Origin of the sequence: Schlegelella aquatica (assembly GCF_026013905.1) — a bacterium.
GTDB lineage: Bacteria > Pseudomonadota > Gammaproteobacteria > Burkholderiales > Burkholderiaceae_C > Caldimonas > Caldimonas aquatica.
The window spans coordinates 2,513,084-2,536,759 of the sequence record NZ_CP110257.1 but is presented as its reverse complement, the minus strand read 5'-3'; the positions used below and the strand labels follow the sequence as shown (position 1 = coordinate 2,536,759).

Below are 23,676 nucleotides of genomic sequence, written 5' to 3'. Positions count from 1 at the left end.
ATGCGCCACGAAGGCGGCCCGAGGGCCGCCTTCTTGGTTTTTGGGGCCGGTGCGGTGTGGGCCGGGCGCCACGCGGCGCGCGGCGCCGACACCCCCCGGAAGTGGGGCGCGGCCGGGGTGTTGCAGTGTTTTCCCCTATCATCCGCAATCGCCGGCGTGTCCCATGCCGGTTTTTGTTTTCCTGTCCCGCATCCATGGCTGCTGCGATTTCCACCCCCGACGCCTCGGCGCCTCCCCTCGTGGAGTTGCGCGATGTGCGCTTCGGCTACGACGACCGGCGCATCCTCGATGGGGTGAGCCTCGTCGTGCCGCGGGGCAAGATCACGGCGTTGATGGGGGCGTCCGGCGGCGGCAAGACCACGGTGCTGCGACTCATCGGCGCCCAGGTGCGGCCGCAGGAGGGGCAGGTCCTGTTCGACGGGCGCGACCTGGGCACGCTCGATCGGTCCGAGCTCTATGCCGTGCGGCGTCGCATGGGCATGCTCTTTCAGTTCGGTGCGTTGTTCACCGATTTGTCGGTGTTCGAGAACGTGGCTTTTCCGCTGCGTGAGCACACGCGGCTGCCCGAGCCGCTGATCCGCGACCTCGTGCTGATGAAGCTGAACGCGGTGGGCTTGCGCGGCGCGCGCGATCTCATGCCGAGCCAGGTCTCGGGCGGTATGGCGCGACGGGTGGCGCTGGCCCGCGCGATGGCGCTCGACCCGGACCTCATCATGTACGACGAGCCGTTCGCCGGCCTCGATCCGATCTCGATGGGGGTGGCGGCGCGACTCATCCGGCAGCTCAACGAGACCCTGGGCGTGACGAGCGTCGTCGTCTCCCACGACGTGGACGAGACCTTCCTGATCGCGGACCATGTCGTCTTTCTCGCCGAGGGGCGCATCGCCGCCCAAGGCACGCCCGCCGAGATGCGCGCTTCGACCGACCCGCTGGTGCGCCAGTTCGTCGACGCCCAGGCCGACGGGCCGGTGCGCTTTCATTACCCCGCCGCGGAGCCGGCGGATGACTTCGGAATGAGGTGGTGACGTGCTGGCGTGGCTGAATCCGGCCCGCGTCGGGGCGGCGGTGCGGGGCAAGCTGACCGATATCGGGCATGCGACCCGGCTGTTTCTGCGTCTGCTCGGGTCGTTGCCCGCCGCACTGGCCCGGGCGCGGCTGGTCGTCGACCAGGTCCACTTCCTCGGCAATTACTCGCTCGCGATCATTGCCGTCTCGGGCCTGTTCGTCGGTTTCGTGCTCGGGCTGCAGGGCTACTACACGCTCCAGCGCTACGGCTCCGAGGAAGCGCTGGGGCTGCTCGTGGCACTCGCGCTGGTGCGCGAACTGGGCCCGGTGGTGAGCGCGCTGCTGTTCGCCGGCCGGGCCGGCACGTCGCTGACGGCCGAGATCGGCCTGATGAAGGCGGGCGAGCAGTTGACCGCGATGGAGATGATGGCGGTGGACCCTTTGCACCGGGTGCTGGCGCCGCGCTTTTGGGCCGGCCTCGTCGCGATGCCCCTGCTGGCAGCCGTGTTCAGTGCGGTCGGCATCATCGGGGGCTGGGTCGTCGGTGTGCTGCTGATCGGTGTGGACCCGGGCAGCTTCTGGTCGCAGATGCAAGGAGGGGTGGACGTCTGGCTGGATGTCGGCAACGGCGTGATCAAGAGCGTCGTGTTCGGCGTCACGGTGACCTTCGTCGCGCTGCTGCAAGGCTATATGTGCAAGCCGACGCCGGAAGGTGTGGCACGGGCGACGACCCGCACGGTGGTGATGGCCTCGCTGGCCGTGCTGGGACTCGACTTCGTGCTGACGGCCATGATGTTCTCGATTTGATCGCCATCGGAAGGTGCCGAGGCGGGGAGTCAACGATGCAGAAGTCGCGTCATGATGTGTGGGTCGGGCTGTTCGTGCTGATCGGCGCGGCGGCACTGGTGTTCCTGGCGCTCAAGGCCGGCAACCTCTTGAACCTCTCGTTCGAGGACACCTACACGGTCGATGCCAGGTTCGACAACATCGGCGGGCTCAAGCCCAAGGCGCCGGTCAAGAGCGCCGGCGTGGTGGTGGGGCGCGTCGCGGCGATCGGCTTCGACGACAAGACCTACCAGGCCACGGTGCGGCTGGAGTTGGAGCGCCGGTACTCGTTCCCCAAGGACAGCTCGGTCAAGATCCTCACGTCCGGCTTGCTGGGCGAGCAGTACATCGGCATCGAGCCCGGGGCCGAGGAAGCGACTCTGGCCGCCGGCGATGTCATCACGCAGACGCAGTCGGCGGTCGTGCTCGAGAACCTCATCAGCCAGTTCCTGTACAACCGTGCGGCCGACGCACCCGCTGCGCCTCAAGGCAACAGGAGCAAGTGATGGGGGGCGAGCGAGCGAGTTCCTCCGCGGTCCGCGTGGCGCGGCGTCTGGCGGCGTTGGTCCTTTGCGCGTGGCTGACCGGGTGTGCCACCACCCACCCCGGCGACCCCTTCGAGCCGATGAACCGCAAGGTCTACGCCTTCAACGAGGCGCTCGACAAGGCGGTCGTCAAACCGGTCGCGCAAACCTACCGGGACGTGGTGCCCCGTCCCGTGCGCACCGGCGTGTCCAACTTCTTCTCCAACATCGGCGACGCCTGGTCCGCCATCAACAGCCTGCTGCAACTCAAGCTGGAGCCCGCCTTGCGCAACACCATGCGCTTCGGGATCAACACGGTGTTCGGGTGGGGCGGGCTGCTGGACATCGCCACCGAGGCGCGCATCGAGCGTCAGGAGGAGGACTTCGGTCAGACGCTGGGGCGCTGGGGCGTGGGTCCGGGCCCCTACATCGTGCTGCCGCTGCTCGGACCTTCGACGCTGCGCGATACCGCGGCGCTGCCGCTGGACATGCGGGCGTCGGCCGCGGGGCTGGTCGGGGATGAGGAGGCCGCCGTCGGCTTGACCGCTTTGCGTATGGTGGAGCGGCGTGCCGCCTTGCTCGATGCCACCCGGCTGTTGGAGCAGGTCGCGCTCGACCCGTATCTCTTCGTGCGCGATGCGTACCTGCAGCGGCGCCGCAATGCGGTGTATGACGGCAATCCGCCAGCGGAAGACGACGAGTACGACGAGGAGTACGACGAGCAAGAGCAGGGCCAGCCGCCGGGCAAGGAGCAGGGCGCTGCGCAGTGAACCGGGCCGCGCCCTGAATCCGTGCCTGGATGCCGGGGTGCTCGCACAGGCGGGGGAGCGCCTGTTGCGGCTGGTCACCGTTGGAACCTCCGCTGCTACCGGCACGTCGAACCAATTCGTGCGGGTGTCGGTCTCAAGAATACGGTGTCAGGTATGGCAGGCGCTCGCCTGCCGGAGCTAGAAAGGACGACAACGATGCTGAATCGCCGAGGATTCGTGGCATGGTGCGCGGGAGCGTTCCTTGCCTTTGCGACCCTGACGGGTCATGCACAGTCGCAGGAGGCGCCCGATGCACTGATCCAGCGCCTGTCCGACGAGGTGCTTCAGACGATCAAGCAGGACAGGGCCGTGCAAGCCGGAAGCCTGCCGCGCATCATGGAGCTCGTCGATGCGAAGATCATGCCGCACGTGAACTTCCGCCGGATGACCGCGCTCACGGTGGGCCGCTACTGGCGCCAGGCGACGCCCGAGCAGCAGCAGCGGCTGCAGGAGGAGTTCAAGCAGCTCTTAATCCGCTCGTATGCGGGAGCCGTCAATCAGGTGCGTGACTACCAGGTGGTGGTCAAGCCGCTGCGGGCGGACCCCGAAGACAAGGAAGTCATCGTGCGTACCGAGGTGCGCGGGGGCAAGGAGCCGGTGCAGCTCGACTACCGGCTGGAAAAGACGCCGAACGGCTGGAAGATCTACGACGTGAACGTGCTGGGGATCTGGCTGGTCGAGAACTACCGCAGCAGTTTCGCGCAGGAGATCGGACAGCATGGCATCGATGGCCTGATCGCGCGCCTGGCCGAGCGCAACAAGAGCGGCGCGGCCGGCAACGGCGCGACGAACGCCAGCGCCAACGGCCGCAGCTGACCGGAGGTGCGATGTTGCTGTTGCCTGCCACGGTGACGGTGCACGAGGCCAACGACACCCTGCAGATGCTCACGCAGGCGCTGCGGCGCGAGGCCGGGGCACGGTTGGTGGTCGATGCCAGCGCGCTCGCGCAGTTCGACTCGTCGGTGCTGGCCGTGCTGCTCGAGTGCGCGCGCCAGGTCAAGGCAGCCGGCAAGCGGCTGGAGGTCTTGCACCTGCCGGTGAAGTTGCGCGCGCTGGCCGCGCTCTATGGCGTGGCCGAGCTGCTGCCCGAGGCGGTGGCCTGAGGGCCGGGATCAGGCTTCCTCGGTGTAGCGCTTGGCGCGCAGGTTGCGCTTGATCTCCTGCAGCACGGGGCGCAGTTGCTCGCCCAGCCTCAGCGCCACGCCCGTGGTGAGGATGTCGATGATCGTCAGGTGCAGCAGCCGCGAGACCATCGGACTGTAGCGGTCGTAGTCCTCGGGATGGTCCGCCGCCAGAAGGATCTGGGCCTGCTGCGCCAACGGCGAGCCGCTGGCGGTGATGACGATGCTGGTGGCGCCCTTCTTGCGGGCGATCTCGGCGGCGTCGAGCAGGTCGCGGCTGCGGCCGGAGTTGGAGATGATGACCGCGCAATCGCCGGGCTTGAGCATCGTCGCGCTCATGACCTGCACGTGTCCGTCGCTGCAGGCCACCGTGTTCACGCCCAGGCGAAAGAACTTGTGCTGCGCGTCCTGCGCGACGATGCCCGAGTTGCCGACCCCATAGAACTCGATGCGACGACCGGACTTGCCCGCCTGCGCGAGGGCCTCGATGGCGCGTTCGAAGGCGTGGCCGGCGGCATCGTTGCGCAACTTCAGCAGCGCCGACACCGCGTTGTCGATCACCTTGACGATGATGTCCGAGGGCTTGTCATCCTCGTCGACCGCGCGGTGCACGAAGGGGACGCCTTCGTTGACGCTGCCCGCGAGCTTGAGCTTGAAGTCGGCGAGGCCGTCGTAACCGACGCTGCGGCAGAAGCGCACCACGGTGGGCTTGCTGACGTGGGCGCGCTCGGCGAGTTCGGCCACCGGCAGGCTGGCGAAGCTGCGGGGGTCGGCAAGCACGAGTTTGGCCACCCGCTGCTCGGCGGGGGGCAGGGCGGGGATGGAGGCCTTGATACGGTCGAGCATGGCGTCCTCAGCAGGGCGGCATCGGCGGCCGCGTTCTCGTCATGGGGCAATCACTGTTCTTCGGCCCACGCAAAGCCGTCTCGTGCCACCAGCGCGCTGGCGGCGGGCGGTCCCCAGGAGCCGGCCTTATAGGGCCGCGGCCCGCTGGTGTCGAGCGACCACGCCTGGAGGATCGGCTCGACCCAGCGCCAGGCCTGCTCTTGCTCGTCGGAGCGCACGAAGAGGTTCAGTCGGCCGGCGATGACGTCCAGCAGCAGCCGCTCGTACGCGCCCACGCGCTCGGTCGGGAAGGCCTTGTCGAAATCGAGGTCGAGGAACACCGGCGAGAGCAGGTCGTGCTGCAACGCCCCCTTGGCGGCCAGCAGGTGCAGCTCGAGGCCGTCTTCGGGCTGCAGCTTGATCACCAGCTTGTTGGGCTGGGAGACACCGCCGAAGATGTTGTGCGGTGTGGGCCGGAAGTTGACGACGATCTGCGCGTCGCGGGCGGCCAGGCGCTTGCCGGTGCGCAGGTAGAACGGCACGCCCGCCCAGCGCCAGTTCTGCACCTCGGTGCGCAGGGCGACGAAGGTCTCCGTCTGGCTGTCGGCCGGGACCTTCTGCTCGTCGAGATAACCGGGCACCGGCTTGCCGTCGATCGCGCCGGCGCGGTACTGACCGCGCACCACATCGCGCAACACCGACTCCATCGCGAACGGCTTGAGAGATCGCAGCACCTTGAGCTTCTCGTCGCGGATCGCGTCGGCGTCGTTGGAGGCGGGCGGCTCCATCGCGATCATCGTGAGCAGCTGCAGCGCGTGGTTCTGGATCATGTCGCGCAAGGCGCCGGTGCGGTCGTAGAAGTCGCCGCGGGTGCCCACGCCGATGCTCTCGGCCAGCGTGATCTGGATGTTGGCGATGCTCTCGCGGCGCCACAGGGGCTCGAACAGCACGTTGCCGAAGCGCAGCGCCATCAGGTTCTGCACCGAGGGCTTGCCGAGGTAGTGGTCGATGCGGAAGGCCTGCTGCTCGGTGAAGACGGAACGCACGACGCGGTTGATCTCCTGCGCGCTGCGCAGGTCGTGGCCGAGCGGCTTTTCGAGCACGACGCGGATGTGCGGGTCGTTCAGCCCGGCGCGGCCGAGCTGCTCGCAGATCACCGGGAACAGGTACGGACTGGTTGCGAGGTAGAGGACCACCGTGTCGGCGCGGCGCTCCTCCAGCCATTCCTTCAGCCGCGCGTAGTCCTGCGGCTGCGAGAGGTCCATCCGGCGGTAGAACAGCATCTCGGCGAAGCGCGAGAACTCCTCCTCCGTCGGCCGCTTGGGCGTGTCCACGTCCTGGAAGCGCTCGCGCAGCCACGCTCGGTACTGCTCGTCGCTTTGCGTGTCGCGCGCGACGGCCAGGATGCGCCCGTCCGCCGGCAGCTTGCCATGACGGAACGCCTGGAAGAGCGCGGGCATGAGCTTGCGCCAGGTGAGATCGCCGGTGCCGCCGAAGAAGACGAGGTCGAAGGACATGGGTCGAATGGGTAACCGAAGGAAAACCGCACGGCCGGGGCCAGGCACATGCAGACGAGCGCGATGTAATTTTGTTTCAGCCCGATGATGCCGAGAAACACACAGCACGTCAAATGGCCCCCTGGGGTGGTGCAGAGTGGCCCCGGCGTCCCATCGCCCGGTTACCGGCGGGTTTCAAGGGTAATCTTGTTACCAGTTTCCTGGTGGCCGCAGCCCGGCCCGTCTGCAGCCCGCCGGGCCCGGCGCGCGACAATGGGCGCCTTGACTACCCCATCTCATCCATGAGCTCGCTCGACGCACTCAAGCAATCCACCGTCGTCGTCGCCGACACCGGCAACTTCAAGCAATTGGCGAAGTACGCGCCGCGCGATGCGACGACCAATCCGTCCCTCATCCTCAAGGCCGTGCAGCACCCGGACTACGCGCACCTGCTGCACGAGACCGTGGAGGCCCACCGGGGAGAGCCGATGGACCTGGTGGTCGACCAGGTGCTGGTGCGTTTCGGTGTCGAGATCCTGAAGGTCGTGCCCGGTCGCGTCTCCACCGAGGTGGACGCCCGGCTGAGCTTCGATACCGCGGCGACCATCGCGCGCGCGCAGCGCATCATCGATCTGTACGACGCGGCGGGGGTGGCGCGCGACCGGGTGCTCATCAAGATCGCTTCGACCTGGGAAGGCATCCAGGCCGCGCGCGCGCTCGAGCACGAAGGCATCCATTGCAACCTGACGCTGTTGTTCTCGTTCTGCCAGGCCGTGGCGTGCGGGGAGGCGGGGGTGACGCTGATCTCGCCGTTCGTCGGGCGCATCTACGACTGGTACAAGAAGCAGGCCGGCGCTGCCTGGGACGAGCAGGCGATGGCCGGTGTGAACGACCCCGGGGTGCGCTCGGTGACGCGCATCTACGAGTACTACAAGCACTTCGGCATCGAGACCGAGGTGATGGGCGCGAGCTTCCGCAACGTGGGGCAGATCCTGGCGCTGGCCGGGTGCGATCTGCTCACGATCAGCCCGGAGCTGCTCGAGCAGCTGCAGTCGATGGACCAGCCGGTGGTGCGGCGCCTGGACCCCGCGGCTGCGCGTGCGGCGAGCGTCAAGGCGGTCAGCTACAACGAGGCGAGCTTCCGCTACGCCCTCAACGAGGACGCGATGGCCACCGAGAAGCTCGCCGAGGGCATCCGGCTGTTCGCCGCCGACGCTGGCAAGCTGGAGGCGTTGATCCAGGCGGCGTGAACGTGCCCGAGCCGCGACTGGGCGGCCGGGCCCGCCGGCGGCGAAAGCCCGGTGCGCGCTGCCGACGCCGGGCCTGCAACTCAGGGAAGGAGAAGAACAGCGATGACGACAGCGTATCCGCGTTGCGACCGCACGACCGTGTGGGCGGCGCTGCAGGGGCATTTCGAGGCGCACGGGCGCGATTTCGACCTGCGCGAGGCCTTCGGCCGCGACCCGGGCCGTTTCGAGGCGTGGAGCTTCGAGGCGCCCGAGGTGTTTGCCGATCTGTCGAGGAACCTCATCGACGTGGCCACCCTCAAGCTGCTGGTGGCGCTGGCCGAGGAGTGCGGCCTGCCTGAGCGGCGCGACGCGATGCTGCGGGGCGAGCCCATCAATCACACCGAGGGGCGGGCGGTGCTGCACACCGCGTTGCGCGCGCCCCCGGGGGCGGGGCCTCACAGCGCCGAGGTGCACGAGGTGCTCGACCGCATGCTGGAGTTCGCCGAGCGGGTGCGCGATGTGGCGAGCAGCGGCATCCGGCACGTGGTCAACATCGGCATCGGCGGCTCCGACCTCGGGCCGCAGATGGCGGTGCCGGCGCTCGACGCCTTCGTGCATCCGCAGTTGCAGTTCCACTTCGTCTCGAACGTCGACGGGCACGACATCGCGCCGGTGTTGCGCAGGCTCACGCCCGAACAGACGCTCTTCATCGTCGCCTCCAAGACTTTCACGACGCAGGAGACGATGGCGAACGCCCAGGTGGCGCGGGCCTGGTTCCTGGCGCACGGCGGGCGCGACATCGACCGCCATTTCGTCGCCACCACCACCAACGTGAAGGCCGCCGCCGAGTTCGGCATCACGACGACCTTCGGCTTCTGGGACTGGGTGGGCGGGCGTTACTCGCTGTGGTCGGCGATCGGGCTGCCGCTTGCGATCGCCATCGGCGCCGAGCACTTCCGGGCGCTGCTGGCGGGCGCCCATGCGATGGACCGGCACTTCGCCGAGGCGCCGCTCGCGCGCAACCTCCCGGCGGTGCTGGGCCTGCTGGACGTGTGGTATCGCAACTTCCACCGCTTCACCAGCCGCAGCGTCGCGCCGTACCACCAGGGCTTGAAGCGTCTGCCCGCGTACCTGCAACAGCTCGAGATGGAGTCCAACGGCAAGCGCGTGGACCTGCAGGGCGAGCCGCTGCCCTACGCCACCTCGCCGGTCGTGTGGGGCGAGCCGGGCACGAACGGGCAGCATGCGTACTTCCAGATGCTGCACCAGGGCACGGACGTCATTCCGGTGGAGTTCATCCTGGTGCGGCGCCCGACGCACGGCCATGAGGACCTGCATGCCAAGCTGCTGGCCAACGGGCTCGCGCAGGCGCAGGCCCTGATGCGCGGCAAGACCACCGAGGAGGCGATGCTCGAGAAGGCGCCCACCGCCTCGCCTGCGCTCGATGCCGCCACCGTCGCGCGGCACCGCACCTTCCCCGGCAACCGGCCGAGCACGACCTTCGTGCTGGACCAGCTCACGCCGCGCAGCCTGGGCGCCCTGATCGCCATGTACGAGCATCGGGTGTTCACCAGCGGTGCGCTGTGGGGCATCAACAGCTTCGACCAGTGGGGGGTGGAACTGGGCAAGGCGCTGTGCAACGACTTGCTGCCGCGGCTGGCCTCGGGCGACACCGCCGGACTCGACGCTTCCACCGCCGGCCTGATCGGGCGCCTGCGGGGGGCGGGCCGATGAAGGTGGTGTTCGACTTCGGCGGCGTCGTCTTTCGCTGGCGCCCCGAGGTGTTGATGAGGCAGTGTCTGCCGACGCGGGTGCAGTCCCGCGAGGACGCGACGCTGTGGGCGGCGAGGTTCTTCCAGCATGACGCCGGGGATTGGGGCGAGTTCGACCGCGGCGCCGTCGACGCCGACGAACTGGTCGAGCGCGTCGCGCGCCGCACCGGGCTCTCGCGCGAGGAGGTGCAGCGCGTGGTCGATGCGGTGCCCGACGAGCTCGAGCCGATCGCCCCGACCCTGGCGCTGATCGGGCGCATCAAGGAAGCCGGGCACCGGCTGTACTTCCTCTCGAACATGCCCGCGCCGTATGCGGCGGAACTGCGGCGGCGCCACCGCTTCCTGGAGTGGTTCGACGACGGCGTGTTTTCGTCCGAGGTGCGGCTGATCAAGCCGGACCCGTCGATCTTCCAGACCGCGCTGCAGCGCTTTCGGGCGCAGCCTCGGGACTGCGTGTTCCTCGACGACCATCCCCGCAACGTGGAGGTGGCCCGCGAGCTGGGCTGGCAGGCCGTGCACTTCGTCGATGCGGCCCAGGCCGCGTTGGCGTTGGAGGACTTGGGCGTGTTGCGCACCCCGCGCGCCTCCTGAAAGCGTGCGCAGGCCCGGCGATTCAACGGCGGCCGGGGGCCAGCCAGGCTTCGGCCAGCCGCACCCACAGGGTGCCGCCCAGCGGAATGAGGTCGTCGTTGAAGTCGTAGCTGGGGTTGTGCAGCATGCACGGGCCCATGCCATGGCCGCCTTCGCGGTGCGAGCCGTCGCCGTTGCCGATCAGGAAGTAGGCGCCGGGCTTTTCCAGCAGGAAGTAGCTGAAGTCCTCGGCGCCCATCGTGGGCTCGAACTCGAGCACGTTCTCGGCCCCCACGAGGTCCGCCATCACCTGGCGGACGAACTCCGTCTCGGCCGGATGGTTGATGGTGGGCGGGTAGTTGCGGTGGAACTCGAACTCGCATTCGCAGCCGAAGGCCGCGGCGGTGTGGCGCGCGATCTCCTCCATGCGCCGCTCGATCAGATCCAACACCTCGAGCGTGAACGTGCGCACCGTGCCCTGGATCTCGCAGGTGTCGGGCACGACGTTGGTCGCCTCGCCGGCGTGGATCATCGTGACCGAGATGACGCCGGCGTCGATGGGACGCTTGTTGCGCGTGATGATGGTCTGGAAGGCCTGCACCATCTGGCAGGCCACCGGCACCGGGTCCACGCCGTTGTGCGGCATGGCCGCATGGGCGCCTTTGCCGCGGATGACGATGCGGAACTCGTTGCTGGAGGCAAAGCAGGGGCCGGGCTTGATGGCGAACTGACCGACCTTCATGCCGGGCCAGTTGTGCATGCCGAAGACGGCCTCCATCGGGAACTTCTCGAACAGGCCGTCGCGGATCATCTCGCGCGCGCCGCCGCCGCCTTCTTCGGCCGGCTGGAAGATGAGGTACACGGTGCCGTCGAAGTCGCGGTGGTTCGCCAGATGGCGGGCGGCTGCGAGCAGCATTGCGGTGTGGCCGTCATGGCCGCACGCGTGCATCTTGCCCGGGTGGCGGCTCGCGTGCGCGAAGCGGTTGTGCTCAGTGATCGGCAGCGCGTCGATGTCGGCGCGCAGGCCGATGGCGCGCGACGAGGTGCCGTTCCTGACGATGCCGACCACGCCGGTCTTGCCCAGGCCCCGTTCGATCGGGATGCCACAGTCGGTCAAGGCCCGCGCGATGACGTCGGCCGTGCGGACTTCTTCGAAGCAGAGCTCGGGATGGGCGTGGATGTCGCGCCGAAGGGCGGCGAGGCCGGCCTTGTCGGCCAGGATGGATTCGATGAGTTGCATCGGCAGGCTCCGTAGGCGACCCACACGGTCGCAGGGGCCTTCGAGGAAAGGCCCGGCGCGCCGGCGCTCACGGCGCCGGGCGGGATCAGTGTAGCGGCACCTCCCGAGCGGGGTGTGCACGCCCCGACAAGCCCGTGGCGCCCGCCGGTCTACGGTTGTTCTTCATGGTCTTGGGCTCGTGCGCGCGCCCATCGTCGGGCGGCCGTGGAAGAATGGATGCCCGCCCGCACCAGGCCGGCGGGGGCCTGGGGCGGCCTCGGCCTGCCGCGGCAGCCGAGGCACGGGACAGCCACGTGTCGAGAATCGAGGGACCATGGACAGCGCGAACGCGATCGAAAGCGCAAAGGATCAAGCCGGCAGCCGGATCGTCCGGGCCGCGTGCCCGCACGACTGCCCGGACACCTGCGCGATGCGGGTGACGGTGCAAGGCGGGCGCGTCGTGAAGGTGCAGGGCGACCCGGAACATCCCACCACGCACGGCGCTTTGTGTCAGAAGGTCTCGCGCTATGCCGAGCGCACCTACCACCCCGAGCGCGTGCTGAGGCCGCGCAAGCGCATCGGCCCCAAGGGCAGCGGGCGTTTCGTCGAGGTGAGCTGGGACGAGGCGCTGGACGACATCGCGGCAAGGCTGCGTGCCATCGCCGCGCGCGACCCGCAGGCCATCGTGCCCTACAGCTATGCCGGCACGATGGGGCTGGTGCAGGGCGAGAGCATGGCGGCGCGCTTCTTCCACCGGCTCGGGGCCTCGCTGCTGGACCGCACGATCTGCGCGAGCGCGGGCTCCGAGGCGCTGGCGGCGACCTATGGCGGCAAGGTCGGCATGCATGTGGAACACTTCGCCGAAAGCCGCCTGATCCTCATCTGGGGCAGCAATTCGATCGCCTCGAACCTGCATTTCTGGAGCATCGCGCAGGAAGCCAAGCGGCGCGGGGCGAAGCTGGTGTGCATCGACCCCCGGCGCAGCGAGACGGCGGACAAGTGCCACCAGCACCTGCAACTGCTGCCGGGCACCGACGGGGCCCTGGCGCTGGGTCTGATGCACGAGCTGATCCGCCACGATGGGCTGGATCACGACTACATCGAGCGCCACACCGAAGGCTGGCCGGCCCTGCGCGAACGTGCGCTGCAGTGGCCGCCCGAGCGCGTGGCCGCGGTGTGCGGCCTCACCGCCGACGAGGTGCGGGCGCTGGCGCGCGACTACGCGCTCACCCGCCCGGCGGCCATACGCCTCAACTACGGCATGCAGCGCGTGCGCGGCGGCGGCAATGCGGTGCGGCTGATCGCCGTGCTGCCGTGCCTGGTGGGGGCCTGGCGGCATCGGGCGGGGGGCTTGCTGCTGTCCAGTTCCGGCTGGTTTCCGGTGCAGCGGGCCGCCCTGCAGCGGCCCGACTTGCTGGCAGGCCGGCGGCCGCGCACGATCAACATGAGCACGATCGGCGACGACCTGCTCCAAGGTCCCTCGCCCTCGTTCGGGCCCCGGATCGAGGCGCTCGTCGTCTATAACAGCAACCCGGTGGCCGTGGCGCCGGAGTCGCCCAAGGTGGTGCGCGGCTTCTCGCGCGAGGACCTGTTCACCGTGGTGCTGGAGCACTTCATGACCGACACGGCGGACTACGCGGACTACGTGCTGCCTGCCACCACCCAGCTCGAGCACCTGGACGTGCACACCAGCTACGGCCACACCTACGCGCTCATCAACGAGCCGGCGATCGCGCCGCTGGGTGAGGCGCGGCCCAACACCGAGATCTTCCGCCAGCTCGCGGCCCGCATGGGCTTCGACGAGCCGTGCTTCGCCGACAGCGACGAGGCGTTGGCGCGGCAAGCCTTCGCGCGCGAGGACGTGGACTTCGCGCAGCTGCGCGAGGCGGGCTGGGTCAAGCTCGCGCTGCCCCAGGCGCCCTTTGCCGAGGGCGGGTTCCCCACACCCAGCGGCCGCTGCCGCATCGACGCCCCGGGCTTCGGCGTGCCGGACTACGTGCCCAACCACGAAGGCCCGGAGTCGGCGCCCGAGCTCGTCGCGCGCTACCCGCTCGCGATGATCTCGCCGCCGGCACGCAATTTCCTCAACTCGACGTTCGTCAACGTCAAGAGCCTGCGCGACATCGAAGGCCAGCCGCTGCTCGAGATCCATCCGCACGACGCGGCGGCCCGCGGCATCGGGGAGGGCGAGATGGTGCGGGTCTACAACGACCGGGGCGAATACCGGTGCGTGGCGCGTGTGACGGAGCGGGCGCGGCCCGGGGTCGTCAACGGGTTGGGCATCTGGTGGCGCAAGCTGGGGCCGGACGGCACCAACGTCAACGAAGTGACGCACCAGCGGCTCACCGACATCGGCCGCGCGCCGTGCTTCTACGACGTGCGGGTCGAGGTGAGCCGCGTCGCGGGCTGAACGGGGCGACGGATGCACATGGAGCCGAGCCGACCCGCTGCTGCCCGCCGCCGGTGGCGCCGCCTCGGGTGGGCGGCCGTGCTGGTGGCCGCCAGTGCGACCCTGGTCGGGCTGGCCGGCTGTGGCAGCGTGGGGTACTTGGCGCAGTCGGTGCGCGGGCATTTCGCCCTCCTGCACGAGGCCAAACCCGTGCCGCTGTGGCTCGACGATGCCGCCACGCCGCAGCAGCTGCGCGAGCGCCTGGCGCTCAGCCAGCGCATCCGCGACTTCGCCAGCCGGGAGCTGAAGCTGCCGGACAACGGCAGCTACCGCCGCTATGCCGACCTCAAGCGAGCGGCCGCGGTGTGGAACGTGGTGGCGGCACCGCCCCTGAGCCTGCAGCTCAAGACCTGGTGCTTCCCGGTGGTCGGCTGCGTGGGCTACCGCGGCTACTTCGATCGGGAGGCGGCCCTCGCCGAAGCCAAGGCGCTGCAGGCCGAAGGCTACGAGGTGATGGTCTATGGCGTGCCGGCCTACTCGACGCTGGGGTGGTTCGACGATCCGCTGCTCAACACCTTCATCCACTACCCCGAAGGCGAACTGGCGCGGATGATCTTCCACGAACTGGCGCACCAGGTGGCGTATGCGTCCGGCGACACGACTTTCAACGAGTCGTTCGCCACCGCCGTGGAGCGCCTGGGCATCGAGCGCTGGATGGCGAGCCAAGCCAGCGCCGAGGCGCGCGCCGAGTATGCGGCCTACGACGCGCGGCGGCAGGATTTCCGCGCGCTCACGATGCGCTACCGGGACCAACTGCGGGCGCTGTATGCGAGCCCCCTGCCCGAGACGGACAAACGCAGCCGCAAGGCCGCCCTGTTCGCCCAGATGCGCGCCGAACACGAGCGGATGAAGGCCGAGCGCTGGGGCGGGCATTCGGGCTACGATGGGTGGTTCGAGCGTGCCAACAACGCGGCGCTGGGCGTGCTGGGGGCCTACAACGAGCTGGTGCCCGGGTTCGAGCGGCTGTTCGTGGCCGAGGGGCGCGACTTCGAGCGCTTCTACGCGGCGGTGAGGCGCTTGGCACAAGCGCCGCAGGACGAACGCCGTGCGGCCCTGGCGATGCCCAGCGTGGCGGCGGCGCCGGCGCGATGATGCAGCCGGCGGGCGGAGGGAAGGCGATGAGCGAGATCTCGATTCGACGCGAACACCGGCTGGGGTTGCCCCGGGCGCGTGAGCTCGCGGCGAAATGGGCCGAGGATGCCGAGGAGCAGTTCGGGATGAGCTGCCGCGTCGAGCAAGGCACCGAGGCCGACTGCATCCGCTTCGCCCGCCCCGGGGTGGAGGGGACGCTCACCGTGGCCGGCGACCGCTTCGAGCTGTACGTCAAGCTCGGCACGCTGCTCGCGGGCTTTCGCAAGCGCATCGAGACCGAGGTGGAGAAGAACCTCGACGTGCTGCTGGCGCGCGAGGCGCCGCGGCTGGAGGCGTCACGGGCCGAGGCCGAGCGCCGGGCGAAGAAGGAAGGCTGAGGCTGCCGGCGCCGGCGCTCAGATCACTTCAGGGACTCGATGAGGTCGATGTAGTCCTGCATCGCCTGCTCACGGGTGCGGCCCTTGAGCGCTTCCCAGGCGTCGTACTTGGCGCGGCCGACGAAGTCGGTGAAGCCGGGGCGCTCGCCCTGCACGTCCCCGGCGGTCGCCTGCTTGTACAGGGCGTAGATCTTCAGCAGCGTCATGTTGTCCGGCTTTTCGGGCAGCGACTTGGACTCGGCGACGGCTTGTTCGAAACGGGCTTGGAGGTCGGACATGGCAGGCTGTGGCGACGAAGGGTGGAAGAAGGCACCGGCAGAGCCGAAGTGCTTTTCGTACGAACGTTCGTGCGGCAATGCTACACCCTTTGTGGCGGCGGGCGGTGAACCCGACGCCGCCGCGGGTGTTCGCAGCCGCGCGTTCACTCGACGCGGTGAGGGCGGTCGTTCGCGCTCTCCGGCGCCGGGGCGCCCCACTGCCGCCGGGCGGCGGCGCGGAATTCGGTGGGGGCCAGGCCTGTGGCCCGCGTGAAGAAGCGGGTGAAGTACGCGGCATCCGAGAAACCGAGCGACAGCGCGATCTCCTTGACGCTCAGCAAGGTGTAGGCCAGATCGCGCCGCGCCTGCAGCAGCAGCCGCCCGTGCAAGGCCCCCAGGGCGGAGGTGCCGAGCACGCCGCGGCAGATGCGGTTGAGCTGGGTCGGCGTGAGGCCCAGCTGCTCGGCATACCAGGGAATCCGGCGCTCCTCGCGGTAGTGCCGCTCCAGCAGGGCGCGAAAGCGCCGGGCGTGCTGCAGGCCCCGGCCCGAGCCGCCTGCGGCTTGCCCGGCGGCATGCTCGGCCGCGCGGCCCACCCGCACGAGCAACTGGGTGAGGCAGGCGGCCAGCGCGGTCAGGCGCCAGGGGGCATCGCCGGCGAGTTCCTGCGCCAGCACGCCCAGTTGCTGGCGGACGGGCTCGAACCAGAGGCGGTCGGCCTCGCGTGGAAACTGCAGGCAGGCCGGATGGGCCAGCCGCTCGGCCAGGCCCGGGGTGGCTTGCAGCAGCGCGTCGACTTGCTGCTGCACGACGGTCAGGATCACCCCGTCGACGTCGCGCGAGAAACGAAAGCCATGCACGACCAGGGCCGGCACGAAGATCACGCACGGCGCGGCGAAGGGCAGCCGCCGGTCCTCGAACACCGCCTCGCCGTCACCGGCGCCCAGACATAGCAACTGCACGAACACGTCGTGCCGATGGGGTCGGATCTCCCAGTCGTACAGACGGCTGCGCTCTGCGATCGACTCCAGATGCAGGTTCTCCGGGATGAGCGGCTGCTCATGCTCCCCGTACAGCGCGTAGGTGGGAACGGACTTCATGGCGGGACGGGCGGGGCGGGTGCCCCCGGCGCGGCAGCGGGCGCCCGACCTCGGGCGCCACCTGTCGCACGAATGTTCCGATTGTCCAAGCCTTTGTGTTTTCCGTCTATTTGCACGCGGGCCGCAGCCGCCTAATCTCGTTGATACAAGACAAGGAGACATGCCATGAAGAAGGTGCAGGTGGCCATCATCGGCTCCGGACCCTCGGGGCTGCTGCTGGGGCAGCTGTTGTACAAGGCGGGCATCGACAACCTCATCCTCGAGCAGCGCAGCAAGGAGTACGTGCTGGCCCGCATCAGGGCGGGGATCATCGAGCAGATCGCCCAGGACCTTCTGGACGAGGCCGGGGTGGGGGCGCGCATGCACCGCGAGGGGCTGGTGCACCACGGCATCGAGCTGGCCTTCAAGGGCGAGCGCCACCGCATCGACATGCACCGGCTCACCGGCGGCAAGTCGGTGATGGTGTACGGCCAGACGGAAATCACGCACGACCTCATGGACGCGCGCGAGGCCGAGGGCTTGCCCACGGTGTACGAGGCGGCCCACGTCAGCATCCACGATTTCGACGGCGCGCGGCCGCGGGTGCGCTACGAGAAGGACGGCCGCACGCACGAGATCGAGTGCGACTTCATCGCGGGATGCGACGGCTTTCACGGCGTGTGCCGGGCGAGCGTGCCGGCGCAGGCGATCAAGACGTACGAGCGGGTCTACCCCTTCGGATGGCTGGGCATCCTCTCGGACACCCCGCCGGTGTCCGACGAGCTGATCTACACCCATCACGAACGCGGCTTCGCCCTGTGCAGCATGCGCTCGCCCACGCGCAGCCGGCATTACGTGCAGGTGCCGCTCACCGAGAAGGTGGAGGACTGGAGTGACGAGCGGTTCTGGGACGAGCTGCGCGCCCGGCTGGACCCGGTGGCCGCGGAGCGGCTGGTGACCGGGCCGTCGATCGAGAAGAGCATCGCGCCGCTGCGCAGCTTCGTCGCCGAGCCGATGCGCTTCGGGCGGCTGTTCCTGGCCGGCGATGCGGCCCACATCGTGCCGCCCACCGGCGCCAAGGGGCTCAACCTGGCCGCGTCGGACGTGCGTTATCTCTCGCGCGCCCTGATCGAACACTACCGGGAGGGCAGCAGCGCCGGCCTGGACCACTATTCGCAGAAAGCCCTGCGCCGCATCTGGAAGGCCGAGCGCTTCTCCTGGTACATGACCAGCCTCTTGCACCGCTTTCCCGAGCATGGGGAGTTCGGGCAGAAGATCCAGGAGGCCGAACTGGACTACCTCGTGCACTCGGAGGCGGCGTCGACGTCGCTGGCCGAGAACTATGTCGGACTTCCCTTCGAGGACTGAATCCCGCCCAGGGTCCGACCTTGACGAACGTCAAGGTCGCCCTGATGTGCGCCGCCTACGATGCCCCTGACCCGGAGCCCCGCCGGGCGGGGATGCGTTCGCCGTGCCGGCCCGGTTGGGCTGGGCCGCGGCGGCGACGACCGGGGACGTGGAGCGCGCATGGGATTCTTTCGCTGGAAGCTCTCGACGAAGCTGTTCGTCGTGGGCATCACCTTTCTGGTCCTGGCTCTGGGCTCGACGGGGCTGACGCTGTGGGTGAGCTGGCAGCTCGAAGGCGGCGCGGCCGCGGTCAACGAAGCCGGGCGGCTGAGGATGATGAGCTACCGGCTCGCGCTGGCCTTGCCCCATGCGTCGCCGGCCGACCTGCAGGCCCAGGCCGAGCGCTTCGAGCGCGGGTTGGACCTGCTGGAGCACGACGACCCGCGCCGACCGCTGTTCGTGCCGCGCGACGGGGAGGTCCACCTGCGCTTCCTGGCGGTGCAGGACCGCTGGAAGGAACTGCGTGCCCGCTGGCTCGGGCCGGCCCGCCCCGACGGCGGGCGCGTGCTGGACGAGGCCGACGCGTTCGTGATCCTCGTCGACGATTTCGTCTCGTCGATCGAGCACCATCTGTCGCGCTGGACGGCACTGCTCCACGTGGTCCAGTTCGCGATCATGGGGCTCGCGCTCGCCAGCGCGATCGCGCTCATGTACACCGGCTACCTGCTCGTGCTGGAGCCTCTGGCCCGCCTGCAACGGGGCTTGCAGCGCCTGGCGCAAGGCGACTTCTCCGAGCGCATCGAGGCCCGCACGCAGGACGAGTTCGGCGACCTGGCGCGGGGCTTCAACCTCATGGCCGAGCAGTTGGGGCAGGCATACGGCGACCTCGAGGACAAGGTGCGCGAGAAGACCGCGCGGCTCGAGGTGAAACGCGAGCGGCTCTCGGCGCTGTACGAGATCTCGAGCTTCGTGTCGTCGGCGACCTCCATCGAGGCGCTGATGCAAGGCTTTGCGAAGAAGGTGCGCACCGTCGCGAAGGCCGATGCCGTGGCCGTGCGCTGGAGCGATGCGAGCCGCCAACGCTTCGTGATGGCCGGCAACGACTGCCTGCCCGAGCCGATGGCCGAGGCCGAGCGGTGCCTGGTGGCCGGCCAGTGCCACTGCGGCACGAGCGACGACGCCGCCCCGGTGCGGGTGATCCCGATCCGCGAAGCGCGCTCCGGCCCCGCGCTGCCGCATTGCGAGCAGGCCGGCTACCGAACCCTGGTGACGGTGCCGGTGCGCACCCACCAGCGCACGCTGGGCGAGATCGACCTGTTCTATCGCGGGGACGTGGTGCTGGCCGAAGACGAGCGCGGCCTGTACGAGGCCATGGGCCAGCACCTGGCCGGCGCGATGGAAGCCCTGCGCGCAGCCGCGATCGAGCGCGAGTCGGCCATCGCCGAGGAGCGCGCTTTGCTCGCGCGCGAGCTGCACGACTCGATCGCGCAGTCGCTCGCCTTCTTGAAGCTGCAAGTGCCGTTGCTGCGGCAGGCCGTGGCGCGCGCCGACGCCGAGGGCATCGAGCGCGTGCTCGGCGAGATCGAGATGGGCATCCGCGAGAGCAATGCCGACGTGCGGGAGCTGCTGCTGCACTTTCGCACCCGCGCGCACGCGGACGACATCGAGGTGGCCCTGCGCACGACTTTGCAGAAGTTCGAACATCAGACCGGTATCGGGGCCAGCCTAGAGGTGCGCGGGCCGGGGCTGCCGCTGGACGCGGACGTGCAGATCCAGGTGCTGCACGTGGTGCAGGAGGCTTTGTCCAACGTGCGCAAACATGCCCAGGCGACGCATGCCTGGGTGGAGGTGGACCAGTGGCCGGTGTGGCGCTGTCGCATCCGCGACGACGGCAAGGGATTCGATGCCCGCTCGGGCGCGCCGGACTCCACCCACGTCGGACTGGCGATCATGCGCGAACGGGCGGCACGCATCGGCGCGACGATCGAGATCCAGTCCGCGCCCGGGCAGGGCACCTCGGTGCTGCTGACGCTGCCGCCGCGCACGGCGGCGGCCGAGCAGGCGCGCACCTTGCCGGAGGCGGTGTCGTGACGGTATCGTGAGGCTTCGCACACTTCCGTCCGGACTTCCGATCGCTTGCCCATGAACGCGCCGATCCGCATCCTCCTGGTGGACGATCACAACCTGTTCCGCCGCGGCCTGGCCGCCTTGCTGGCGCAGGAGCCCACGTTGCAGGTGGTGGGCCAAGCCGGCGATGCAGGAGAGGCGCAGCGCCTGCTGGCCGAGCTGCGCCCCGACGTGATGCTGCTCGACAACCACCTGCCCGGCGTGCGTGGCGTCGACGCGATCCCCGGCCTGCGCGAGGTGCATCCCGGCTGCCGCATCATCGTGCTCACGGTGAGCGAGGATGGGGCCGATCTGGCGGCCGCGCTCAAGGCCGGTGCGGCCGGTTACCTGCTCAAGACGGTCGAGGGCGAGATGCTCATCGACGGCATCCGGCGTGCGATGCGCGGCGAGTCGGTGGTGAGCCCCGAGATGACCGAAAAGCTCATTGCAGCCTTCCGCAGTGCGACCGCCAGCCCCGCACAAGCCGAGGAAGCGGAGGAGCCCGAGTCCGACGCTGGCCACGGAGGGCTCTCGCCGCGGGAGACGGAGATCCTGCGCGAGATCGCGCGCGGTGCGAGCAACAAGGAGATCGCGCGCACCCTCGGCATCGCCGAGACGACCGTCAAGATCCACGTGCAGCGCATCCTGCGCAAGCTCAACCTCACCTCGCGGGTGCAGGCCGCCGTGTATGCGAGCGGGCGCGGCCTGGCTTGAGGCAGCGCAAACACCGGCGCGAAAGCGGCCGGTGTAGTTCTTTCGAACGACAGGGCCCGCGGGCCCTGTCGTTCTTTGGAAGCAAGCGTTCGACCCAAGCGGAGAATGTTCGCGCAGGCGCGCTCTTCCTACAGTGGAGCCATCGTTTGAAAGAAGGAAAACACGATGGCCGCAACCCCTGTCGCGAGTGACGCCCGCCGGCGCCAGGCCGTGTCGGTGCTCATCGTCAGCACGCTCGCGTTCACCGTCTGCTTCATGGTGTGGATGATGTTCGGCGTCATCGGCATCCCGCTGAAGAAGACGCTCAACCTCAACGCCACCGAGTTCGGCCTGCTCACGGCCACGCCCGTTCTCACCGGCTCGCTCGTGCGCGTGCCGCTGGGCATCTGGACCGACCGCTACGGCGGTCGCATCGTGATGGCCATCCTCATGGCTGCCACCGTCCCGGCCATCTGGATGATGTCGTATGCCACCGAGTTCTGGCACTTCATCGTGATCGGCCTGTTCGTTGGCCTGGCCGGCGGCTCGTTCTCGGTGGGCACGCCTTACGTGGCCCGCTGGTTCCCGAAGGAGCGGCAAGGCTTTGCGATGGGCGTGTATGGAGCAGGCAACTCCGGGGCCGCCGTCAACAAGTTCGTGGCGCCGGCGCTGGTGGTGGCGTTCGGCTGGACGATGGTGCCTCAGGTGTACGCGGCAGTGATGCTCGGCACCCTGATCCTGTTCTGGATCTTCAGCTACCACGACCCCGCCCACCTCGTGCCCAGCAACGTGCGCTTCGTGGACCAGCTCAAGGCGCTGAAGGACCCGACGGTCCTCAAGTACTGCCAGTACTACAGCATCGTCTTCGGCGGCTACGTGGCGCTGTCGTTGTGGATGGTGCAGTACTACGTCGGCGAGTACGGACTCGACATCCGTGTCGCGGCGCTGCTGGCCGCGTGCTTCTCGTTGCCCGGCGGCGTGCTGCGTGCGATCGGCGGCTGGCTGTCCGACAAGTACGGCGCCCATGCCGTCACGTGGTGGGTGATGTGGGTGAGCTGGATCTGCCTGTTCCTGCTGAGCTACCCGCAAACCGACTTCACCATCCTCACGCTCGAAGGCCCGAAGACCTTCCACATCGGTCTCAACGTGTACGCCTTCACCGTCTTGATGTTCGTGCTCGGCATCGCGTGGGCGTTCGGCAAGGCGAGCGTATTCAAGTACATCGCCGACGACTACCCGAAGAACATCGGTGCGATCTCGGGCATCGTCGGGCTGGCCGGCGGGCTGGGCGGCTTCATCCTGCCCATCATGTTCGGCGCACTGCTGGACATCACCGGCATCCGTTCGAGCGCCTTCATGCTGCTGTACGGCGTGGTGTGGGTGTCTCTCATCTGGATGTACTTCACCGAGGTGCGGCGCACCCGTGTGATGGGCCCCGAGGCCGGCACGGCACCGGCGCGGGCCTGAGCCCCGATCTTCGAAGGAGCGTTTCCATGGCTTCGCATGTCATTCGTCACTGGAACCCGGAGGACCCGGCGTTCTGGTCCAAAGAGGGGCGCGCCGTCGCCCAACGCAACCTGTGGCTGTCCATCCCCGCGCTCACGCTCGCGTTCGCGGTCTGGATGGTCTGGTCGGTGGTGGTGGTCAACCTGCCCGCGGTCGGTTTCCGGTTCTCGACCAACCAGCTCTTCTGGCTGGCCTCGCTGCCGGCCCTGTGCGGCGCGACCCTGCGCATCTTCTACTCGTTCGCAGTGCCGATCTTCGGTGGGCGGCGGTGGACGGCCATCTCCACGGCCTCGCTCCTGCTGCCGTCCATCGGTATCGGCCTGGCAGTGCAGAACCCGGAGACGCCCTACGAGGTGTTCGTGCTGCTGGCGCTGCTCTGCGGCTTCGGCGGGGGCAACTTCGCCTCGAGCATGAGCAACATCAGCTTCTTCTTCCCGAAAGCGCAGAAGGGCACGGCGCTGGGCCTCAACGCCGGCCTGGGCAACCTGGGCGTGTCGCTGGTGCAGTTCGTCGTGCCGCTCGTGATCACCGCCGGGGTGTTCGGCTCGCTCGGCGGCCAGCCTCAGATCGTGGAGAAGGCAGGCACGCAGACGCTCATGTGGCTGCAGAACGCCGGGTACATCTGGGTGCCGTTCATCGCCGTGTCTGCGTTGGCCGCATGGTTCGGCATGAACGATCTGTCCGAGGCGAAGGCCAGCTTCGCGGACCAGGCGGTGATCTTCAAGCGCAAGCACAACTGGCTGATGTGCTGGCTCTACATCGGCACCTTCGGCAGCTTCATCGGCTACTCGGCGGGCTTCCCGCTGCTCATCAAGAGCCAGTTCCCGGGCGTGAACGCGCTGTCGTACGCCTGGCTGGGCCCGCTGGTCGGTGCGCTGATCCGCCCGGTGGGCGGCTGGCTGGCCGACAAGCTGGGTGGCGCCCGCGTGACGTTCTGGACGTTCATCGTGATGGGTCTCGGGGTGCTGGCGGTGCTCGCCTTCCTGCCCAAGGGCGGGCAGGGCGGCAACTTCACGCTGTTCCTGATCTCCTTCTTGTTGCTGTTCGCCGCTTCGGGCGTGGGCAATGGCTCGACGTTCCGCATGATCCCGGTGATCTTCCTCACCGAGCGCACGCGGGAGGCGGCCGGCAAGGGGCCCGCCGCGCAGGAACAGGCCGTGCGCGACGCCAACAAGGAAGGCGCCGCCGTGCTGGGGTTCAGTTCCGCGATCGGCGCCTACGGCGGCTTCTTCATCCCCAAGAGCTACGGCACCTCGATCGCGATGACCGGCGGCCCGGAGGCAGCGCTGTACCTCTTCATCGGCTTCTACATCACCTGCGTGCTGATCACGTGGTGGTACTACAGCCGCAAGAACGCACCGATGCCGTGCTGACC

Annotated in this window: 22 protein-coding genes; 17 read left to right on the top strand and 5 right to left on the bottom strand. The window is 68.9% G+C overall.

Annotated features, from left to right (window positions below; all coding sequences use genetic code 11):
• The first annotated feature begins 194 nt into the window (after positions 1-194).
• The 6 genes from OMP39_RS11535 (at position 195) to OMP39_RS11510 (ending at position 4,266) form a co-directional block, all read left to right on the top strand.
• Complete coding sequence (locus OMP39_RS11535) at positions 195-1,025, top strand: ABC transporter ATP-binding protein (protein ID WP_264891870.1); 831 nt, start codon at positions 195-197, stop codon at positions 1,023-1,025.
• Positions 1,026-1,029: 4 nt separating this feature from the next.
• Entirely contained in the window at positions 1,030-1,812 is a 783-nt protein-coding gene (mlaE, locus tag OMP39_RS11530; RefSeq protein WP_264894545.1) for a lipid asymmetry maintenance ABC transporter permease subunit MlaE, read from the top strand.
• Positions 1,813-1,847: 35 nt separating this feature from the next.
• Positions 1,848-2,336 (top strand): outer membrane lipid asymmetry maintenance protein MlaD, encoded by a 489-nt coding sequence (gene mlaD / locus OMP39_RS11525; RefSeq protein ID WP_264891869.1) that lies wholly within the window; start codon positions 1,848-1,850, stop codon positions 2,334-2,336.
• Complete coding sequence (locus tag OMP39_RS11520; RefSeq protein WP_264891868.1) at positions 2,336-3,124, top strand: MlaA family lipoprotein; 789 nt, start codon at positions 2,336-2,338, stop codon at positions 3,122-3,124. Before mlaD ends, OMP39_RS11520 begins: the two co-directional genes overlap by 1 nt.
• Positions 3,125-3,319: 195 nt before the next feature.
• Positions 3,320-3,979 (top strand): MlaC/ttg2D family ABC transporter substrate-binding protein, encoded by a 660-nt coding sequence (locus OMP39_RS11515; protein WP_264891867.1) that lies wholly within the window; start codon positions 3,320-3,322, stop codon positions 3,977-3,979.
• An 11-nt stretch (positions 3,980-3,990) separates the two neighbouring features.
• Positions 3,991-4,266 (top strand): STAS domain-containing protein, encoded by a 276-nt coding sequence (locus OMP39_RS11510; RefSeq protein ID WP_264891866.1) that lies wholly within the window; start codon positions 3,991-3,993, stop codon positions 4,264-4,266.
• 9 nt (positions 4,267-4,275) lie between these two features.
• Here OMP39_RS11510 and OMP39_RS11505 read toward each other — a convergent pair whose 3' ends face one another.
• Both OMP39_RS11505 and zwf read right to left on the bottom strand, forming a co-directional pair.
• A complete protein-coding gene (locus tag OMP39_RS11505) occupies positions 4,276-5,130 on the bottom strand; it encodes a MurR/RpiR family transcriptional regulator (protein WP_264891865.1) in 855 nt (284 codons plus the stop codon).
• Between the two features lie 50 nt (positions 5,131-5,180).
• Complete coding sequence (zwf, locus tag OMP39_RS11500; protein WP_264891864.1) at positions 5,181-6,626, bottom strand: glucose-6-phosphate dehydrogenase; 1,446 nt, start codon at positions 6,624-6,626, stop codon at positions 5,181-5,183.
• A 281-nt stretch (positions 6,627-6,907) separates the two neighbouring features.
• Here zwf and tal point away from each other — a divergent pair, with 281 nt between their 5' ends.
• The 3 genes from tal (at position 6,908) to OMP39_RS11485 (ending at position 10,197) form a co-directional block, all read left to right on the top strand.
• A complete protein-coding gene (gene tal, locus OMP39_RS11495) occupies positions 6,908-7,855 on the top strand; it encodes a transaldolase (protein WP_264891863.1) in 948 nt (315 codons plus the stop codon).
• Positions 7,856-7,957: 102 nt separating this feature from the next.
• Positions 7,958-9,568, top strand: coding sequence for a glucose-6-phosphate isomerase (pgi, locus tag OMP39_RS11490; RefSeq protein ID WP_264891862.1), 1,611 nt, complete (start codon positions 7,958-7,960; stop codon positions 9,566-9,568).
• On the top strand, positions 9,565-10,197 hold the full coding sequence (locus OMP39_RS11485; protein WP_264891861.1) for an HAD family hydrolase: 633 nt from the start codon (positions 9,565-9,567) through the stop codon (positions 10,195-10,197). The genes pgi and OMP39_RS11485 overlap by 4 nt, the downstream gene beginning before the upstream one ends.
• 22 nt (positions 10,198-10,219) lie before the next feature.
• On the opposite strand, the gene OMP39_RS11480 is transcribed toward OMP39_RS11485, so the two are convergent.
• Positions 10,220-11,416 carry a M20 aminoacylase family protein gene (locus tag OMP39_RS11480; RefSeq protein WP_264891860.1) on the bottom strand — a complete coding sequence of 399 codons (1,197 nt, stop codon included), beginning with the start codon at positions 11,414-11,416 and terminating at the stop codon, positions 10,220-10,222.
• Between the two features lie 313 nt (positions 11,417-11,729).
• On the opposite strand from OMP39_RS11480, the gene OMP39_RS11475 reads away from it, so the two are divergent.
• From OMP39_RS11475 to OMP39_RS11465, 3 genes are read left to right on the top strand one after another with little or no spacing between them, the layout of a single operon-like run.
• Entirely contained in the window at positions 11,730-13,805 is a 2,076-nt protein-coding gene (locus OMP39_RS11475; RefSeq protein ID WP_264891859.1) for a molybdopterin-containing oxidoreductase family protein, read from the top strand.
• An 18-nt stretch (positions 13,806-13,823) separates the two neighbouring features.
• Entirely contained in the window at positions 13,824-14,936 is a 1,113-nt protein-coding gene (locus OMP39_RS11470; RefSeq protein WP_264891858.1) for an aminopeptidase, read from the top strand.
• Between the two features lie 26 nt (positions 14,937-14,962).
• Positions 14,963-15,313, top strand: a complete 351-nt coding sequence (locus OMP39_RS11465) for a polyhydroxyalkanoic acid system family protein (RefSeq protein ID WP_264891857.1) — start codon at positions 14,963-14,965, stop codon at positions 15,311-15,313.
• A gap of 23 nt (positions 15,314-15,336) precedes the next feature.
• On the opposite strand, the gene OMP39_RS11460 is transcribed toward OMP39_RS11465, so the two are convergent.
• A complete protein-coding gene (locus OMP39_RS11460) occupies positions 15,337-15,591 on the bottom strand; it encodes an acyl-CoA-binding protein (RefSeq protein ID WP_264891856.1) in 255 nt (84 codons plus the stop codon).
• A gap of 143 nt (positions 15,592-15,734) precedes the next feature.
• Entirely contained in the window at positions 15,735-16,670 is a 936-nt protein-coding gene (locus tag OMP39_RS11455; RefSeq protein ID WP_264891855.1) for a helix-turn-helix domain-containing protein, read from the bottom strand.
• A gap of 165 nt (positions 16,671-16,835) precedes the next feature.
• Between OMP39_RS11455 and pobA the strand changes: the two genes are divergently transcribed.
• The 5 genes from pobA (at position 16,836) to OMP39_RS11430 (ending at position 23,674) form a co-directional block, all read left to right on the top strand.
• Positions 16,836-18,017: a 4-hydroxybenzoate 3-monooxygenase gene (gene pobA, locus OMP39_RS11450; RefSeq protein ID WP_264891854.1), complete on the top strand. Its 1,182-nt coding sequence runs from the start codon at positions 16,836-16,838 to the stop codon at positions 18,015-18,017.
• 159 nt (positions 18,018-18,176) lie between these two features.
• Positions 18,177-20,087, top strand: coding sequence for a type IV pili methyl-accepting chemotaxis transducer N-terminal domain-containing protein (locus tag OMP39_RS11445; protein WP_264891853.1), 1,911 nt, complete (start codon positions 18,177-18,179; stop codon positions 20,085-20,087).
• Between the two features lie 51 nt (positions 20,088-20,138).
• Positions 20,139-20,816: a response regulator gene (locus OMP39_RS11440; protein WP_264891852.1), complete on the top strand. Its 678-nt coding sequence runs from the start codon at positions 20,139-20,141 to the stop codon at positions 20,814-20,816.
• A 165-nt stretch (positions 20,817-20,981) separates the two neighbouring features.
• Positions 20,982-22,262 (top strand): MFS transporter, encoded by a 1,281-nt coding sequence (locus tag OMP39_RS11435; RefSeq protein ID WP_264891851.1) that lies wholly within the window; start codon positions 20,982-20,984, stop codon positions 22,260-22,262.
• A 26-nt stretch (positions 22,263-22,288) separates the two neighbouring features.
• Complete coding sequence (locus OMP39_RS11430) at positions 22,289-23,674, top strand: NarK family nitrate/nitrite MFS transporter (RefSeq protein ID WP_264891850.1); 1,386 nt, start codon at positions 22,289-22,291, stop codon at positions 23,672-23,674.
• The last annotated feature ends 2 nt before the right edge of the window (positions 23,675-23,676 follow it).

Coding starts and splice junctions, on each gene's coding strand:
- OMP39_RS11535 (WP_264891870.1), top strand. CDS start 195: ATGGCTGCTGCGATTTCCACCCCCGACGCCTCGGCGCCTCCCCTCGTG.
- mlaD (WP_264891869.1), top strand. CDS start 1,848: ATGCAGAAGTCGCGTCATGATGTGTGGGTCGGGCTGTTCGTGCTGATC.
- OMP39_RS11520 (WP_264891868.1), top strand. CDS start 2,336: ATGGGGGGCGAGCGAGCGAGTTCCTCCGCGGTCCGCGTGGCGCGGCGT.
- OMP39_RS11515 (WP_264891867.1), top strand. CDS start 3,320: ATGCTGAATCGCCGAGGATTCGTGGCATGGTGCGCGGGAGCGTTCCTT.
- OMP39_RS11510 (WP_264891866.1), top strand. CDS start 3,991: ATGTTGCTGTTGCCTGCCACGGTGACGGTGCACGAGGCCAACGACACC.
- OMP39_RS11505 (WP_264891865.1), bottom strand. CDS start 5,130: ATGCTCGACCGTATCAAGGCCTCCATCCCCGCCCTGCCCCCCGCCGAG.
- zwf (WP_264891864.1), bottom strand. CDS start 6,626: ATGTCCTTCGACCTCGTCTTCTTCGGCGGCACCGGCGATCTCACCTGG.
- tal (WP_264891863.1), top strand. CDS start 6,908: ATGAGCTCGCTCGACGCACTCAAGCAATCCACCGTCGTCGTCGCCGAC.
- pgi (WP_264891862.1), top strand. CDS start 7,958: ATGACGACAGCGTATCCGCGTTGCGACCGCACGACCGTGTGGGCGGCG.
- OMP39_RS11485 (WP_264891861.1), top strand. CDS start 9,565: ATGAAGGTGGTGTTCGACTTCGGCGGCGTCGTCTTTCGCTGGCGCCCC.
- OMP39_RS11480 (WP_264891860.1), bottom strand. CDS start 11,416: ATGCAACTCATCGAATCCATCCTGGCCGACAAGGCCGGCCTCGCCGCC.
- OMP39_RS11475 (WP_264891859.1), top strand. CDS start 11,730: ATGGACAGCGCGAACGCGATCGAAAGCGCAAAGGATCAAGCCGGCAGC.
- OMP39_RS11470 (WP_264891858.1), top strand. CDS start 13,824: ATGGAGCCGAGCCGACCCGCTGCTGCCCGCCGCCGGTGGCGCCGCCTC.
- OMP39_RS11465 (WP_264891857.1), top strand. CDS start 14,963: ATGAGCGAGATCTCGATTCGACGCGAACACCGGCTGGGGTTGCCCCGG.
- OMP39_RS11460 (WP_264891856.1), bottom strand. CDS start 15,591: ATGTCCGACCTCCAAGCCCGTTTCGAACAAGCCGTCGCCGAGTCCAAG.
- OMP39_RS11455 (WP_264891855.1), bottom strand. CDS start 16,670: ATGAAGTCCGTTCCCACCTACGCGCTGTACGGGGAGCATGAGCAGCCG.
- pobA (WP_264891854.1), top strand. CDS start 16,836: ATGAAGAAGGTGCAGGTGGCCATCATCGGCTCCGGACCCTCGGGGCTG.
- OMP39_RS11445 (WP_264891853.1), top strand. CDS start 18,177: ATGGGATTCTTTCGCTGGAAGCTCTCGACGAAGCTGTTCGTCGTGGGC.
- OMP39_RS11440 (WP_264891852.1), top strand. CDS start 20,139: ATGAACGCGCCGATCCGCATCCTCCTGGTGGACGATCACAACCTGTTC.
- OMP39_RS11435 (WP_264891851.1), top strand. CDS start 20,982: ATGGCCGCAACCCCTGTCGCGAGTGACGCCCGCCGGCGCCAGGCCGTG.
- OMP39_RS11430 (WP_264891850.1), top strand. CDS start 22,289: ATGGCTTCGCATGTCATTCGTCACTGGAACCCGGAGGACCCGGCGTTC.